This is a genomic window from Dactylosporangium aurantiacum, assembly GCF_000716715.1.
GTDB classification, from domain to species: Bacteria; Actinomycetota; Actinomycetes; order Mycobacteriales; family Micromonosporaceae; genus Dactylosporangium; species Dactylosporangium aurantiacum.
In genome coordinates this window covers 132,033-147,428 of record NZ_JNYJ01000030.1, presented here as the reverse complement: position 1 = coordinate 147,428, position 15,396 = coordinate 132,033, and the positions used below count along the sequence as shown (strand labels likewise).

The 15,396-nt window shown below is 73.4% G+C and carries 12 protein-coding genes; 7 read left to right on the top strand and 5 right to left on the bottom strand.

The window, feature by feature from the left end; genetic code table 11:
* Positions 1–22: 22 nt before the first annotated feature.
* The gene (locus OP18_RS30400; protein ID WP_033362608.1) at positions 23–391 is read right to left on the bottom strand and encodes a HesB/IscA family protein; all 369 of its coding nucleotides are present in this window, start codon (positions 389–391) and stop codon (positions 23–25) included.
* A 94-nt stretch (positions 392–485) separates the two neighbouring features.
* Entirely contained in the window at positions 486–1,604 is a 1,119-nt protein-coding gene (locus OP18_RS30395) for a glycerate kinase family protein (protein WP_033362503.1), read from the bottom strand.
* A gap of 65 nt (positions 1,605–1,669) precedes the next feature.
* On the opposite strand from OP18_RS30395, the gene nadA reads away from it, so the two are divergent.
* The 5 genes from nadA (at position 1,670) to OP18_RS30365 (ending at position 9,678) form a co-directional block, all read left to right on the top strand.
* Positions 1,670–2,833 carry a quinolinate synthase NadA gene (gene nadA / locus OP18_RS30390; RefSeq protein WP_033362502.1) on the top strand — a complete coding sequence of 388 codons (1,164 nt, stop codon included), beginning with the start codon at positions 1,670–1,672 and terminating at the stop codon, positions 2,831–2,833.
* A 181-nt stretch (positions 2,834–3,014) separates the two neighbouring features.
* Entirely contained in the window at positions 3,015–4,358 is a 1,344-nt protein-coding gene (gene murA / locus OP18_RS30385) for a UDP-N-acetylglucosamine 1-carboxyvinyltransferase (RefSeq protein ID WP_033362501.1), read from the top strand.
* A 79-nt stretch (positions 4,359–4,437) separates the two neighbouring features.
* A complete protein-coding gene (locus OP18_RS30380) occupies positions 4,438–5,061 on the top strand; it encodes a DUF3043 domain-containing protein (protein ID WP_033362500.1) in 624 nt (207 codons plus the stop codon).
* Between the two features lie 190 nt (positions 5,062–5,251).
* The gene (locus tag OP18_RS60985) at positions 5,252–8,641 is read left to right on the top strand and encodes a WG repeat-containing protein (RefSeq protein ID WP_245635573.1); all 3,390 of its coding nucleotides are present in this window, start codon (positions 5,252–5,254) and stop codon (positions 8,639–8,641) included.
* A gap of 38 nt (positions 8,642–8,679) precedes the next feature.
* Positions 8,680–9,678: an aldo/keto reductase family protein gene (locus tag OP18_RS30365; RefSeq protein WP_033362498.1), complete on the top strand. Its 999-nt coding sequence runs from the start codon at positions 8,680–8,682 to the stop codon at positions 9,676–9,678.
* 46 nt (positions 9,679–9,724) lie between these two features.
* Here the strand turns inward: OP18_RS30365 and OP18_RS30360 are convergent, their stop codons facing one another.
* Both OP18_RS30360 and OP18_RS30355 read right to left on the bottom strand, forming a co-directional pair.
* Positions 9,725–10,501 (bottom strand): site-2 protease family protein, encoded by a 777-nt coding sequence (locus OP18_RS30360; protein WP_033362497.1) that lies wholly within the window; start codon positions 10,499–10,501, stop codon positions 9,725–9,727.
* Between the two features lie 5 nt (positions 10,502–10,506).
* Complete coding sequence (locus OP18_RS30355) at positions 10,507–10,707, bottom strand: hypothetical protein (RefSeq protein WP_033362496.1); 201 nt, start codon at positions 10,705–10,707, stop codon at positions 10,507–10,509.
* A gap of 106 nt (positions 10,708–10,813) precedes the next feature.
* Here OP18_RS30355 and OP18_RS30350 point away from each other — a divergent pair, with 106 nt between their 5' ends.
* Both OP18_RS30350 and cobS read left to right on the top strand, forming a co-directional pair.
* Positions 10,814–12,592: a bifunctional adenosylcobinamide kinase/adenosylcobinamide-phosphate guanylyltransferase gene (locus OP18_RS30350; protein ID WP_081971249.1), complete on the top strand. Its 1,779-nt coding sequence runs from the start codon at positions 10,814–10,816 to the stop codon at positions 12,590–12,592.
* Positions 12,580–13,329, top strand: a complete 750-nt coding sequence (cobS, locus tag OP18_RS30345) for an adenosylcobinamide-GDP ribazoletransferase (protein WP_033362495.1) — start codon at positions 12,580–12,582, stop codon at positions 13,327–13,329. Before OP18_RS30350 ends, cobS begins: the two co-directional genes overlap by 13 nt.
* A 962-nt stretch (positions 13,330–14,291) precedes the next feature.
* Here the strand turns inward: cobS and gcvT are convergent.
* Positions 14,292–15,389 carry a glycine cleavage system aminomethyltransferase GcvT gene (gcvT, locus tag OP18_RS30340; RefSeq protein WP_033362494.1) on the bottom strand — a complete coding sequence of 366 codons (1,098 nt, stop codon included), beginning with the start codon at positions 15,387–15,389 and terminating at the stop codon, positions 14,292–14,294.
* Positions 15,390–15,396 lie beyond the last annotated feature (7 nt).

Below are 15,396 nucleotides of genomic sequence, written 5' to 3'. Positions count from 1 at the left end.
GGCTTCGGCAAGGAGGCGCCGCCTAGTGGAACGAGTCGCCGCAGGCGCAGGAGCCCTGGGCGTTGGGGTTGTCGATGGTGAAGCCCTGCGCGTCGATCCGGTCCGCGAAGTCGATCGTCGCGCCGGTCAGGTACGGCACGCTCATGCGGTCCACGACGACCTCGAAGCCGTCGTAGGTGCTGACCTTGTCCCCGTCGAGCGAACGCTCGTCGAAGAAGAGCTGGTACCGCAGGCCGGAGCAGCCGCCGGGCTGGACCGCGACGCGGAGCCGCAGGTCGTCCCGGCCCTCCTGCTCGAGCAGGCCCTTCACCTTGAGCGCGGCATCCTCGGTGAGGCCGATGCCGGCCGGGTTGTCCGTCTGAACAGGCTCGGCAAACTTCGAAGCGGTCACGATCAAGGCTCCCTGCGGTGATGTCTACAGTTCCATCTGAGGTCAACACGGTGACCGCCGATGGCATTCCCTCCCATAGTGACACGCTTTCGTGCTAGCGGCTCCACTGGCGAGCCAGCCGTTCGCCGAGTTCACGCAGGCCGTCGGCGGGCCGGGCGAGCGCCTCGGCGACGCTGCCGAAGTGCTGGACCAGCGCGTGCGCCTCCGTGACGCCGATGCTGGCGGCCTCCCGGCGGCCCGCGTCGACGCGCCCGGCGACGACCACACAGGGCACGCCGAGGTCACGTGCGGCGTTCGCCACACCGGCCACGACCTTCCCCCGCAGGGACTGCTCGTCGAAGGCGCCCTCGCCGGTCACGACCAGCGACACCTCCTCCAGCTCGGCGTCCAGGCGGGTCAGCCGGCGGACCAGCCCGATGCCGGACTCGACGCGGGCGCCGAGGGCGAGCAGGGCCGCGCCGAGCCCGCCGGCGGCGCCCGCGCCCGGCAGGTCCGCCAGCCCCGCGGGCGCCCCCGGCAGCGCCTGCAGCACCCCGGCGAACCGGGTCAGCGCGGCGTCGAGCTGGAACACGTCTTCCCTGGTCGCGCCCTTCTGCGGGCCGTAGACGGCGCTCGCGCCGCGCAGCCCGAGCAGGGGACTGTCCACGTCGGTGGCGGCGATCAGGGTCGCTCCCCGCAGCCTCGGTACGCCCCCCAGCGCGACACAGTCGATCAACGCGGCGCCGCCGTACGGCAGCGCGTACCCGGACCCGGCCAGCGGCGCGGCACCGAGGGCGGCGAGCAGCCCGGCACCGCCGTCGTTGGTGCCGCTGCCGCCGAGCCCCACGACGAGCGTCGTCGCGCCCGCCTCGACCGCGGCGAGCAGCAGGGTGCCGAGCCCGAACGTCGTGGTGTGCTTCGGGTCACGTTCGGCCTCGGCGAGCAGGTGCAGCCCGCACGCCTCGGCGCTCTCCACGTACGCGACGTCGCCGTCGAGCACCACGTGGCCCTCGGCCGGGCGGCCCAGCGGCCCGGTCGTCGGCACGGTCAGCACCCGCGCGTGCGGCAGCGCCGCCGCCAGGACCGCGGCGAATCCGGGACCGCCGTCGGACAGCGGGCGCAGGACCAGCTCGTCGCCGGGTTTGACCTGGTGCCAGCCGGCGGCGAACGCCTCCGCGGCGGCCACCGCCGAGATCGTCCCGGCGAACTTGTCCGGGCACACCAGCACGCGCATCCGGACATTGTGCACGTCTCGTAGGTCACAGTTCCGCGGTACCGCACGCGTGGGACGATCGAAGGGTGACCTGGGCTGAACCGTCGTCAACCGCCACCGCACTGCTGCTGCTGGGCCGCGGCGCCGATCCCGACACCGAGAAGGGTGTCGAGTGTCCCGGCGACCTGCCCGCCCCGAGCGACCCGGACCTCGTCGAGCGGGCGAAGCGCGCCAAGGCCGCCCTCGGCGACCGCGTGTTCGTGCTCGGCCACCACTACCAGCGCGACGAGGTGATCCAGTTCGCCGACGTGACCGGCGACTCGTTCAAGCTGGCCCGTGAGGCCGCCGCCCGGCCCGACGCGGAGTACATCGTGTTCTGCGGCGTGCACTTCATGGCCGAGAGCGCCGACATCCTGACCTCCGACACGCAGCGGGTCGTGCTGCCGGACCTGGCCGCCGGCTGCTCCATGGCCGACATGGCCGCGCTCGTGCAGGTCGAGAAGGCGTGGGAGCACTTCGCCGCCCTCGGCATCGCCGGGGACGTGGTGCCCGTGACGTACATGAACTCCACCGCCGACATCAAGGGCTTCGTCGGGCGCAACGACGGCGTGGTGTGCACCTCCTCCAACGCCGAGACGGCCCTGCGCTGGTCGTTCGAGCGTGGCTCGAAGGTGTTCTTCCTGCCCGACCAGCACCTGGGCCGCAACACCGCCGTGCTGAAGATGGGCATGAGCCTGGACGACTGCGTGCTGTACGACCCGCACAAGCCCGGCGGCGGGCTGACCGACCAGCAGCTGCGCGACGCGAAGATGATCCTGTGGCGCGGGCACTGCTCGGTGCACGGCCGGTTCACCCTGGCCAGCGTCGAGGACGTGCGCGCGCGGGTGCCCGGGGTCAACGTGCTGGTCCACCCGGAGTGCCGGCACGAGGTGGTCACCGCCGCCGACCACGTCGGCTCCACCGAGTACATCATCAAGATGATCGAGGCGGCGCCGGCCGGCTCGGCGTGGGCGGTCGGCACGGAGCTCAACCTGGTCCGCCGCCTCGCGCTGGCGCACCCGGACAAGCAGATCATGTTCCTGGACCGCAACGTCTGCTACTGCTCGACGATGAACCGGATCGACCTTCCCCACCTCGTGTGGGCACTGGAGGAGCTCGTCGCCGGCCGCGTGCCGAACGAGATCACCGTCGACGCCGACACCGCGCACTACGCCCGGGTCGCGCTCGACCGGATGCTGGCCCTGCCGTAACGCGCACCGCTCCGTCACCCTCTGTGGTGACGGAGGGATGATCGCTGTCGGAGTCACGTCTTCGTGCCATGCCGGACGTGCGCTCGGCGCTCGCATGCCGTAGATGTGGTTATGCTGCTGCGCGGGTTCACGCTCCGTCAGCACGTCTCCTCTTCAATTCCTGCCTGCAGGAGGGTTTTCCGTGACCAACTACGACGCCGGTGACGTCCTCACCGTGCACGGCGGCGCGCCGCTCAACGGCGAGCTTCGGGTGCGCGGTGCCAAGAACCTCGTCTCCAAGGCGATGGTCGCGGCGGTGCTGGGCGAGACCCCGAGCCGGCTGTTCGACGTGCCGGCGATCCGCGACGTCGAGGTGGTCACCGGCCTGCTCGAGCTGCACGGCGTCAAGGTGACCCGCGGCCCGCTCGACGGCGAGCTGCACTTCGACACCTCCGACGTCGAGTCGGCCAACGTCGACGAGATCAACGTGCACGCCGGCTCCAGCCGCATCCCGATCCTGTTCTGCGGGCCGCTGCTGCACCGCCTCGGCCACGCGTTCATCCCCGACCTCGGCGGCTGCAACATCGGCGGGCGCCCCATCGACTTCCACATCCAGGCGCTGCGCGAGTTCGGCGCGGTCGTGGAGAAGTCCGAGAAGGGCATGGACATCACCGCGCCCAACGGGCTGCACGGCGCGAAGCTGCAGCTGCCGTACCCGAGCGTCGGCGCGACCGAGCAGATCCTGCTCACCGCGGTGCGCGCCGAGGGCGTCACCGAGCTGCGCAACGCCGCCGTCGAGCCGGAGATCATCGACCTCATCTGCGTGCTGCAGAAGATGGGCGCGATCATCAAGGTGCACACCGACCGGGTCATCGAGATCCAGGGCGTGCCGCGGCTGACCGGCTACACGCACCGCCCGATCCCCGACCGGATCGAGGCGGCCAGCTGGGGCGCGGCGGCCCTGGCCACCCGCGGCGACGTCTTCGTCCGCGGTGCCCGGCAGGCCGACATGATGACGTTCCTGAACCTGTTCACCTCCGTCGGCGGCGCGTTCGAGATCGACGACACCCCGGGCGAGGGCGGCATCCGCTTCTGGCACCCGGGCGGCGAGCTCAACGCCGTGGCGATGGAGACCGACGTGCACCCGGGCTTCATGACCGACTGGCAGCAGCCGATGGTCGTGGCGCTCACGCAGGCCCGCGGCCTGTCGATCGTGCACGAGACGGTGTACGAGCGGCGTCTGGGCTACACCGCCGCGCTCAACCAGATGGGCGCCACCATCCAGACGTACCGTGAGTGCCTCGGTGGCACCCCGTGCCGCTTCGGCCGGCGCAACTTCATGCACTCGGCCGTCATCGCCGGGCCGTCCAAGCTGCACGCCGCCGACCTGGTCATCCCCGACCTGCGGGCCGGGTTCAGCCACCTGATCGCGGCGCTCGCCGCCGAGGGCACCTCCCGGGTGTACGGCGTCAAGCTCATCCAGCGCGGCTACGAGGACTTCGAGGGCAAGCTCAACGCCCTCGGCGCGCACGTCGAGCTCGGCTGACGACGCACGGTGACGCGGGCGGCCCGGCAACGGCACGGACCGTTGGGCCGCTCGCGCACCGTCCGCTACCCTTCACGGCGTGCCGTCGTTGTTTTCCCGCAAGTCAGCAGAGCCAGCCGAGGCCCCGGCCGAGGAGCCGGCGCAGCCCGAGGTCAGCTCCGGTAAGCGCCAGACCCTGAGCAAGCGTGAGCTCGGCAAGACCACGCCGAAGCGCGTCGTGGCCGGCCGCCGGGTCGTCGAGCCGCCCGCGACCAACCGCCGGGAGGCCGCCAAGCGCATGCGGGAGCGGCAGCGGGCCGAGCGGCTCGAGGCGCGCGAGGGCATGGCCAACGGCGACGAGCGCTTCCTGCTGCCCCGCGACAAGGGCCCCGAGCGGCGGCTCGTGCGCGACATCGTCGACTCGCGCCGCACCATCGGCACGTTCTTCTTCGGCACCACGTTCCTGGTGATGCTCGTCGGCTTCAACCGCAACCTGAACCCGAGCATCTACTTCGCGGCCAACGCCCTCTTCGGCGTCATGGCCGTCGCGACCGCGATCGACAGCTTCCTCATCTCGCGGACCATCAAGCGGCTCATCAAGCAGCGCTTCCCCTCGACCAACGAGCGGCTCGGCCGGCTGTACTTCTACGCGATCATGCGCGCCATCTCGTTCCGCTTCATCCGCAACCCGAAACCCCAGGTCAAGATCGGCGCCTCCGTCTAGGAGCCGGTCGGCGGCACGACCGGGCCCTCCGGGCGACAACGATTCGGCGGCGGCGGCCCGTCCGACGGTGGCGTTGGACGGCTCCCAAGCCGTACCCTCCCTTCGCGACCGGACCACGATTTCACCGGGTAGGCGCGTGGCGGGCGCCGGTGCATGATTGGTGCCGGAGTGGGGCGAGGAGAGCGAAGCTGTGAGCGACGAGTACCCGGGGGAAGAGCCGGGAACCGCCGCGCCCACCTGGGCGGCCGTGCCGACCATGCCGTGGTCCAGGGTGCCGGAGCAGCGACGTGACGAGCAGGCCCCGCCGGGCCGCGGCGCCCCCGACCACCACGGCGAGCCGTGGGCCGAGGACCCGCGCCGCCCGCACGGCGACCCCCGGCGGTTCGGCGGCGACCCCCGCGACGGTCGCGGGCCCGGTGGGCCCGTCGACGAGCGCGGCCGGCCGCACGGTGCGCCGCCGCGGTGGGCGCAGGGACAGCAGGGCGGCCACCCGCAGCAGCCGCCGAGGCAGGGTCCGCCGCAAGGCCCGCCGCAGGGCTACCAGCCGCCGCCTCCGGTCCCGCCGGGTCAGCACGGGCGGCCCCCGCAGGGCGGCTACCAGGGTGCGCCGCACCCGCAGCAGGGCTATCCGCCGGTGCCGCAGCAGGGCCGCCCGGGGCAGGGCCGGCACCCGCAGCAGGGGCACGACGACCGCCGCGGCTACGACGACCGGCGCGGGCACGACGGCGGCCACGACCCGCGGCGCGGCTACGACGGCCCCTACGACGACCGGCGGCGTCACGACGACCCGCGCGGCTACGACGACCGGCGCGGCCACGACGACCGCCGGGGGCACGACGACCGGCGGGGCCATGACGACGCCCGCGGCTTCGACGACCGGCGCGGGCGTGACGGCGCCTTCGACGAGCGCCGCGGGCACGACGGCGACCCCCGGCGCGGCTACGACGGCCCCTACGACGACCGGCGGCGTCACGACGACCCGCGCGGCTACGACGACCGGCGCGGTTACGACGAGCGTCGCGGGCACGACGGCGGGTACGACGACCGCCGGGGCTACGACGACCGGCGCGGGCACGACGGCGGCCGCGGGTATGACGGTGGTTACGACGACCGGCGCGGCTATGACGGCCCGCCGGCCGGGTACGGCCGCCCGCAGCAGGGCCGGCCCCGCAACCCCGCGCTCGACGAGCCGACCGACGAGGTCCCCCGGGTGCGCCGCGGCGCCGCCGCCGCGCCCAGCGCCGGCCGGGCCACGGTCTACGGCGCTCCCCCGGCCGACGCGCCGATGAGCGCTCCGCCGGCCGGCACGACGTACGGCGGCCAGGGCCGCTCCACCGTCTACGGCGCCCCCGCCCAGCAGGGCCCGCCGCCGGCGCAGGGACGCACGTACGGCGCGGCCGCGCAGGGTGCGCCGGGGCCGCGGACGTACGGGGCGCCGGTGCAGCCGGTGCGCGACGACCGGGACCTGGCGGACCGGCCGGTCTCCTCGGCACCCGTGTCTTCCGCCCCGGTGTCGTCGGCGCCTGTGTCGTCCGCGCCCGTCTCGTCGGCGCCCGTCTCGTCGGCGCCGCAGTCACCCCTGCCCGGCCACGGCTGGCAGGACGACCCGAGCAACCGGCCGGTCTCGTCGGCACCCGTGTCGGCCGCGCCCGTCTCGGCGGCACCCGTGTCGTCGGCGCCGGTCTCGTCGGCACCCGTGTCGGTGGCGCCCGTGTCCTCGGTTCCGGTCTCTGCGGCCCCGGTTTCAGCGGTGCCGCCCGCCCACGCGCAGCCTCCGAGCCACGCGCAGCCTCCGAGCCACGCGCAGGCACCCGCTCAGGCGCAGCCGCCCGTACCGGCGCAACAGCCACCGGTGGCCGGCCAGCCGCAGCCCGGTCAGGGAGCGCCGCAGGTGCCGGCGGAGCCGGTGGCGGTCGAGGGCGAGCTGCCGGTGGTGACGGTGGCGCCGTTGAGCGCGCCGCCGCTGGTGACGCCGGATGTGCCGTTCAACGCGTTCGGGCCCGCCGGAGGCGGGGAGACGGGAGCCGCGGCGGTGGCCGTACCGGAGCAGCAGCCGGAACAGGAGGGGGCAGCCGCTGTGCAACAGACCGCCATGGACGCCTACCGCTCGGCGCCGCTCACCGGTGCCGGCGTCGACGGGCTGCAGGCCACCGGCTACCTGCCGATCGTGCGGCCCGGCGCGGAAGGCTTCCCGGCGGAGCTGGCCGCGCTGCTGCCGACGTCGCCGGCGCCCGCGGCCCGCAGTGCCCCGGAGGAGACCGCCGGTCCCGACCCGGAGCAGGTCCTCGCCGGGTACGTGTGGCGGTTCGACCCCGACACGCTGCGCGAGCAGATCGAGGGTGACGAGGTCCAGGAGCTCACCGAGATCCGGGACCAGCTGACCGGCAAGCTCAACGGCGTCGCCGACAACCCGACCAGGGCGCGCCTGCTGAGCCTGCGGGCGGTCGTGTCGCGGATCCTCGGTGACCTGCCGAAGGCGTTCGCCGACGGCAAGCTCGCCCTCGCGCACGCCGAGGCGACCGGTGAGCTGCGCCGCATCGCGATCGCGCAGGCCCGGCTCGCGCACGTGCTGCAGTGGCGGGAGGAGTTCGAGGAGGCCGACCGGCTGTTCACGCTCGCCAACAGCAGCGAGCTGCCGGACCGGCTGCGCGCCACCATGCACCAGCACGCCGGCAAGTGCGCGTACGACCAGGGCCGCTACATGGAGGCGTGCAACCACTTCGAACGGGCCCTCGACCTGCGCAAGGAGGAGGACCCGGAGCTCATCGCGCAGACCGAGCTGGCCTTGGACGCGGTGTTCCGGCGGGTCGCGGAGAAGGGCTGGGGTCCCTACCCGCGCAGCCGCGAGGAGATCCTGCAGATCCGCAAGCCGCCGGCGCCGGCGTTCGACGAGCAGACCCAGCGCTGGGGGTACATCGAACCCGACGGCAACTTCTGCATCGGCCCCGGCTACGTGGACGTGCAGCCGTTCCGCGACGGGGTCGCGTGGGTGCAGCGGCAGGGCTCCGAGACGTGGGAGCTGATCGACGACACCGGCAAGCTGCTCATCGAGCCGGCCGCCGGGTACCTGGGCGTCGGCAGCTTCTCCGACGGTGTCGCCTGGGTGTCCCAGGACGGCACGAACCGGTGGATCGCGATCGACAAGACCAACGCGGTGCTCATCTCGACCGGGTTCGACGACGTGCGCCCGTTCCGCCGGGGCGTCGCGGCGGTCCGGCGCGGCGAGCACTGGGGCGCCGTCGACAGCGTCGGCCGGGTCGTGGTGTCGTTCCAGTACGACGGCTTCGCCACCGCGCTGCTCGACGGCCGGTACATCGACGGCTTCAGTGACGAAGGTCTCGCCGTGGTGTCCCTGGACGGGCGGAAGGGTGTCGTGGACCGCTCGGGCCGGGTCCTGGTCCCGCCGGTGCACCACACGCTGATGATCCACCCGGTCGCGTTCCTGTTCGCGGACGACGCGCAGCGGTGGGGGGCGCTCGACCGGCGCGGCCGGACCGTGATCGAGGCGACGTTCCCGAGCCGGACGGGCGTGACGGACGAGATCGACCGGCTGCTCGCGGACACCCGGCCGGTCATGTAGTTGCACACCGGGGCGCCCGGTCCTGTAAGCAAGAGGGTATGGAGTTTCGTCACCTCGGCCGGTCCGGGATGCTCGTCAGCGAGATCTCGTACGGCAACTGGATCACCCATGGCTCACAGGTCGAGGCGGACCAGGCCACCGCTTGCGTCCACGCCGCCCTCGACCTCGGCATCACCACCTTCGACACCGCCGACGTCTACGCCGGCACCCGGGCGGAGGCGGTGCTCGGCGACGCCCTGAAGGGGCAGCGCCGCGAGGGCCTGGAGATCTTCACCAAGGTCTACTGGCCGACCGGGCCGGGCCGCAACGACCGGGGCCTGTCCCGCAAGCACATCCTCGAGTCGATCAACGGCTCGCTGCGCCGGCTGCAGACCGACTACGTCGACCTGTACCAGGCGCACCGCTACGACTACGCCACCCCGCTCGAAGAGACCATGCAGGCGTTCGCCGACGTCGTGCACAGCGGCAAGGCCCACTACATCGGCGTGTCGGAGTGGCGGGCCGACGAGATCCGCGAGGCGGCCGCCCTCGCGAAGGACCTCAAGATCCAGCTGGTGTCCAACCAGCCGCAGTACTCGGCGCTGTACCGGGTCATCGAGGCCGAGGTCGTCCCGGCGTCGCAGGAGCTCGGGATCGGGCAGATCGTGTGGTCGCCGCTCGCCCAGGGCGTGCTCACCGGCAAGTACCTGCCGGGCCAGCCGCCGCCGGAGGGGTCCCGGGCCACCGATGAGAAGTCCGGCGCCAGCTTCATCTCGGTGCTGCTGCGCGACGAGGTCCTGACCGCGGTGCAGCAGCTCAAGCCGCTCGCGGAGCAGGCCGGGCTGAGCATGGCCCAGCTGGGCATCGCGTGGGTGCTGCAGAACCCGAACGTGTCCTCGGCGATCGTCGGCGCGACCCGCCCCGAGCAGCTGCAGGACAACGTGAAGGCGGCCGGCGTGAAGCTCGACGCGGAGCTGCTGAAGCGGATCGACGAGGTGCTGGAGCCGGTCGTGGAGCGCGACCCGAACCGCACGCAGAGCCCCGCGCAGCGTCCGTGACCGGTGGAACAGGGGGCCGCGTGTCCGCGGCCCCCTGTTCCGTGCGTCATGACCAGAACTTGAACAGCTGGTAGCCGTCGGAGGCCAGGTAGGACGGCAGGCCGAGCGCGTCGCCGAGGGCGTAGACGACCTCGAAGAACCAGCCGCCGATCACCGGCGACCACAGCAGCGCGATGAGCAGCAGCATCCCGTACGGCGCGACGTGGTTGAAGCCGCGCTGCCACTGCGGGCTGAGCCACGGGAACAGCAGGTTGCCGCCGTCGACGCCCGGCATCGGCACGAAGTTGAGGATGCTCGCGGTCAGCTGCAGGAACGCCAGGAACGCCAGCGCCGCCCAGAACGCGGGGTCGCCGCCGGCGTCCAGACCGAGGCTGAACGGCACGATCAGCACCACCGCGAACAGCAGGTTGGTGGCCGGCCCGGCGAAGCTGATCAGGCTGTCCACGACCCGGCTGCGGATCACCGAGTGGTTGACCCACACCGCCCCGCCCGGCAGGCCGATGCCGCCGAGCAGCAGGAACACCACCGGCAGCACGAAGGACAGCAGCGGGTGCGTGTACTTCGTCGGGTCGAGCGTCAGGTAGCCGCGGTGCGCCACGTCGTGGTCGCCGCCCCGGTACGCGACGAGGGCGTGCGCGTACTCGTGCAGGCACAGCGAGATCGTCCAGCCGGCGGCGACGAAGAGGAACACGTCGATCTGCACGTTGCCGAAGCCGGTCCAGGTCATCCAACCGGCGACCGCGAACAGCGCGACGATGCCGAGGAACAGCGCACTGGGCCGGAACGCCTCGCGGGGCAGCGCCGAGACGCGGCCGTACGACATGCGCCTCAGCCTCCCGCCGGCAGCAGGCTCATCTTGTACTCCGTGCGATCGTCCTCGGTCAGGATCGCCGTCGTCGCGCCCTTGGCGACCAGCTCACGCCAGCTCTGGCCGAGCCAGGACTCCGCGTCGGACTGGCTGGAAAACGCCTCGTTCGGGCCGTCGACCGCCCGGCTCTCAGCGTCTTCGAACTGCCATGTCCACGCCATCAGTCACGCTCCCGTCCCAGGTAGGTAGTTTCGAGCGTATCGGGCTGACGGCCGAGTGCCGATGCCGGCCACCGGAAAGTGAACCCCGGGCCATAAAGTACGGGGCATGCGGTTGCTGGTGCTCGGTGGAATCCGGTCCGGGAAGTCGGAAGTGGCGGAGTCGCTCGTCGCGGACGCGGAGCGGGTGCGTTACGTCGCGACCGCGCCCGAGCTGCCGGGCGGCCTGTCCGACGAGGCCTGGTCGGCGCGGCTGGCCAGACACCGTGAGCGGCGGCCCGCCGGGTGGAGCACCGAGGAGATCGGCACCGACCCGGAGCGCCTCGCCGACCTGCTGCACGCGGCGAAGCCCGAGGACGTCCTGCTCGTCGACGACCTCGGCGGGTGGCTCACCGCGCTGTTCGACAGCACCGGCGACTGGTCCGACCCGCACGCCCTCGACGACCGCATCGCCGCGCTCGCCGACGCGGTCCGCGGCTGCCCGGCCGCGCTGCTGGTGATGGTCGCGCCCGAGGTCGGGTTCGCGGTCATGCCGGTCACGCAGGCGGGGCGGACGTTCGCCGACGCCAACGGCACGCTCAACCAGCGGGTCGCGGCCGCCAGCGACGGGGTCGCGATGGTCGTCGCCGGCGAGGTCACCTGGCTGCGCGGCGGCGAGGCGGTCGGGCACGCCGGCGGCCGGTTCGCCGCTTTTGACGCCGGCGCCCGCCCTGCCGACACGACCCCGTTCGAGTTCTCCGGCGCGGTCGCCGGGGCGGTGCTGTCCACGGCCGACGGCGGGGAGACCCTGTCGTTCCAGCCGGGCATGGAGCTGCCGCTGCCCGACGAGTCGACCGCGGCCGAGGCCGCGGACCGGCTGCTCACGCTCAAGCTCAACGGCGCCGGCCTCGGCGGCCTGGTCCCCGTCGTGCGCTTCGCCGGCGGCACTCAGGGCCGGCCCGACCCGCGCCCGTGGCAGCAGCCGCGGGTCCTGGTCCTGCGCGGCGACCGGACCGGCGCGTTCGCCGCCGGCGACTCCGCCGCCGCCGCCGACCAGCGCCTCCAGGACGTCGTAGAGGGCACCGGCACCCTGGCGCTGCTGGCCGCGACCGCCGGCGCCAGCGTGCAGGCGATCGACTGCCCCGAGGCGGGCCCGGCGGAGCTGCACGACTCCCTCGACGACGGCAGCGTCGACGCGGCGCTGACCCTCGGCTGGCGGCTCGCCGACGCCGCCGCCAACGAGGGCGTCGACCTGCTCGTCCTGGCCGCCTGCGGAGCCGGCTCCGACGCGGCGGCCGCGGCCATCGTGGCGGTCCTCACCGGCGGCGAACCGGCCGCGCTGCTCGGCCGGGTCGTCGACGCGTCCGGGTTCGTCGACGACGCCGCCTGGATCCGCAAGGTCGGCGCGATCCGCGACGCCCGGCACCGCATCCGCGCCCGCAGCCGCGAGCCGCACACCGTGCTGTCGATGCTCGGCGGCGGCGACATCGCGGTCGCCACCGGCATCCTGCTCGGCGCCGCGTCCCGGCGGCTGCCCGTCATGGTCGACGGCCCGGTCGGCATCGCCGCCGGTCTGGTCGCCCGTGACTACGGCGCGCAGACCCGGCACTGGCTGCTCATGGCCGACCACGGCGAGAACCCCACCGTGAAGCTGGCCGCCGACGTGCTCGGCGTGACCCCGTTCCTGCAGCTCAAGCTCGCCCTCGGCGAAGGCGGCACGTCCCTGGTCACGCTGCCGCTGATCAACACGGCGCTGACCCTGGCCGCGGCGACCCCGCCCCGCGAGCCGGTCACCGAACCCGCCGACGGCCTGTCCGAGCAGGAGCGCATCGAGGCGGAGATCCAGCGGGTCGTCGCCGACTCCCCCACCGCCGAGATGCCCTACGTGAAACCGTCGTGGGAGGCCTGAGGCTCGCCCTGACCCTCTTCACGGTCGCCCCGCTGGGCGTGTCGCGGGTCGACCGGGGGACGGCCCGCACGGCGATGGCCGTCGCCCCCCTGGTGGGTCTCCTCCTGGGAGCGGTACTGGCGGCCGCGGCCCTCGGCCTGCGCGCCGCGGGGGCGTCCGCGCTGGTGGCCGCCGCGGCGACGGTGGCACTGTCGGCCCTGTGCACCCGGGCGCTGCACCTGGACGGGCTCGCCGACACCGCGGACGGGCTCGGCTCGTACCAGGGCTCCGAGAAGGCCCTGGAAATCATGAAAAAGTCGGACATCGGCCCTTTCGGCGTGGTGGCGATCGCGGCGGTCCTGCTGCTCGACGCGAGCGCGCTGACCAGCGTGTACTCCCACCCGTGGCCGACGGCCCTGGCCCTGGTCGCCGCCGGCGCCGCGGCCGGCCGCCTGGGCGCGACGATCGCCTGCCGCTCGGGCCTGCCCGCCGCCCGCCCGGACGGCCTCGGCGCTCTCGTCGCTGAGACCCTCCCCCGGCCGATAGTGATGCTTATCACACTGCTGGTCGCGGCGGCGGGCGCGGCACTGGCCGGCCCGGTGCGCGGCCCGCTCGCGGTGCTGCTGGCCGCGGGCGTGGCGTGGGCGCTGACCCTCCACGCCCGGCGCCGCCTGGGCGGCGTCACGGGGGACGTGATCGGCGCCTGCGTCGAACTGGCGACGATGACGGCCTGGCTGGTGCTGTCGACGACGCCGTGACCGGGGCGACGCCCCTGGCGAGCGCCCCGCCTGGCGAGAACCCCGCCTGGCGAGGACCGCGACCTGGCGAGGACCGCGACCTGACGAGGACCCTGCCTGACGAGGACCCTGCCTGACGAGGACCCTGCCTGACGAGGACCACGGCCTGACCAGGACCACCGCCTGACCGGGCTCACGACCTGACGAGATCACGACCTGAGGTGCGCCACGGCGGATGAGCGCCCGGCCCGACGACCCCGGCCGGCGAAGCCCCCGGCCGGCGAAGCCCCCGGCCGGCGAAGCCCACGGCCGGCGAAGATCCCGGCCGGCGAAGCCCCCGGCCGGCGAAGATCCCGGCCGATAACGCTCACTCATCAGCCAGGAGCACACCCGACTCCGTCAGACCCGACGACCGTCACGCGGCAGCCACGGGTCCCACCGGCAACCGCCACGCCGCACGAGTGGCCCGGCCACGATCACCACTCCAGGCGACGGTCACGCCCGGCCAGGACCACGTCCGGCCAGGACCACGCCCGCGCGATCGCGTCCGACAGGTCCACGGCTGAGGCGTCCACGCTTCACCGGGGCCGAGGAGCAAGATCGACGACTGAGCCGCACCGCGGCGACCAGCGCCGGCCAGCAACCCGCCGAGTCAGCGACCCGCCGAACCAGCCACTCCGCCGAGTCAGCGACCCGCCGAACCAGCCACTCCGCCGAGTCAGCGACCCGCCGAACCAGCGACCCGCCGGACCCAGTCAGCGAAACGCGTCCAACGACATCCGCCTCAGGCGCTCAGAGGTCTCATCCCCCGCATGCCAACCGCGCCACCCCCGGAGGCGTGCCGGCCGACCGCTCAACGTCACGGTACTCCACCCATGGAAATTGATCTTCGGAGTGGTCGCTCTCCGTAACCTACCGGCACCGCGGGGAGGAGCACCACCGGCGCTCCTCCCCAAAAGCCGACGTGACCGGCCCGGCGAGGCTCAGCGCACGTTCGACTTCACGAACGGGGGCTTCACCACGCGGACCTTCGACCGGCGTCCCCGCACGTCGAGCGCGATCTCGTCGCCCTCCTTCACCCCGGACACCGTGTCGATCAGGGCGAGCCCGATCCCCACCTTCCGCGTCGGTGAGAACGTCCCGCTGGTCACCTCGCCGATCGCGGTGTCGCCGTCGGCCGGCAGGACCGTCATGTGGGCGCGCGGGATGCCGCGGTCCAACGCCTCGATGCCCCACAGGAGGCGGCGCGGGCCGGCGGCCTTCTCGGCCAGCAGGGCGTCGCGGCCCCAGAACTGCTCCTTGCCCCAGCCGACGGCCCAGCCGGAGCGGGCCTGGACGGGGGTGATGTCCAGGGAGAGGTCCTGGCCGTGCAGCGGGTACCCCATCTCGGTGCGCAGCGTGTCGCGGGCGGCCAGGCCGCACGGGCGGGCGCCGGCGGCGATGATGGCGTCCCAGAGGGCGTGCGCGTCGTGGGAGGGCACGACCAGCTCGTAGCCGTGTTCGCCGGTGTACCCGGTGCGGCACACGACGACGTCGCTGGCCTGGAACGACGAGACGGTGAAGCTCATGTAGTCGTGGTCGGTGGGCAGGCCGATGCCGGTGAGGATCTCCCGGGAGCGGGGACCCTGGACGGCGAGCACGGCGAAGAGCTCGTGCTGGTCGACCACGCTGATCCCGGTCGGCGCGGCCGCGACGAGCCGGCGCACCACCTCCGCGGTGTTCGCCGCGTTGGGGATCAGGAACACGTCGTCGTCGCCGAAGCGGTACGCGATGAGGTCGTCCACCACGCCACCGTTGTCGTCCAGGCACAAGGTGTACTGCGCCTGGCCCGCGGCGATACGATTGAGGTCGTTGCTGAGGCAGCGGTTGACGAAGTCGGCCGCGCCGCGGCCGCGCACCCGGGCCTTGCCCAGGTGCGACACGTCGAACGCACCGGCGTCCTCGCGGACCGCCGCATGCTCCTTGAGCACGCCGCCTCCGGCGTATTCCAGCGGCATGTCCCAGCCACCGAACGCCGCGAACTTGGCACCCAGCGCCGCATGACGGTGATACAACGCGGGGTGCCGCAAGGGTTGCGTCATGCCCGCA

Excerpts from the sequence above, each read along its gene's own strand:
- OP18_RS30360 (WP_033362497.1), bottom strand. The coding sequence starts at position 10,501 with ATGTCGTACGGCCGCGTCTCGGCGCTGCCCCGCGAGGCGTTCCGGCCC.
- OP18_RS30365 (WP_033362498.1), top strand. The coding sequence starts at position 8,680 with ATGGAGTTTCGTCACCTCGGCCGGTCCGGGATGCTCGTCAGCGAGATC.
- gcvT (WP_033362494.1), bottom strand. The coding sequence starts at position 15,389 with ATGACGCAACCCTTGCGGCACCCCGCGTTGTATCACCGTCATGCGGCG.
- OP18_RS30395 (WP_033362503.1), bottom strand. The coding sequence starts at position 1,604 with ATGCGCGTGCTGGTGTGCCCGGACAAGTTCGCCGGGACGATCTCGGCG.
- OP18_RS30350 (WP_081971249.1), top strand. The coding sequence starts at position 10,814 with ATGCGGTTGCTGGTGCTCGGTGGAATCCGGTCCGGGAAGTCGGAAGTG.
- OP18_RS30355 (WP_033362496.1), bottom strand. The coding sequence starts at position 10,707 with ATGGCGTGGACATGGCAGTTCGAAGACGCTGAGAGCCGGGCGGTCGAC.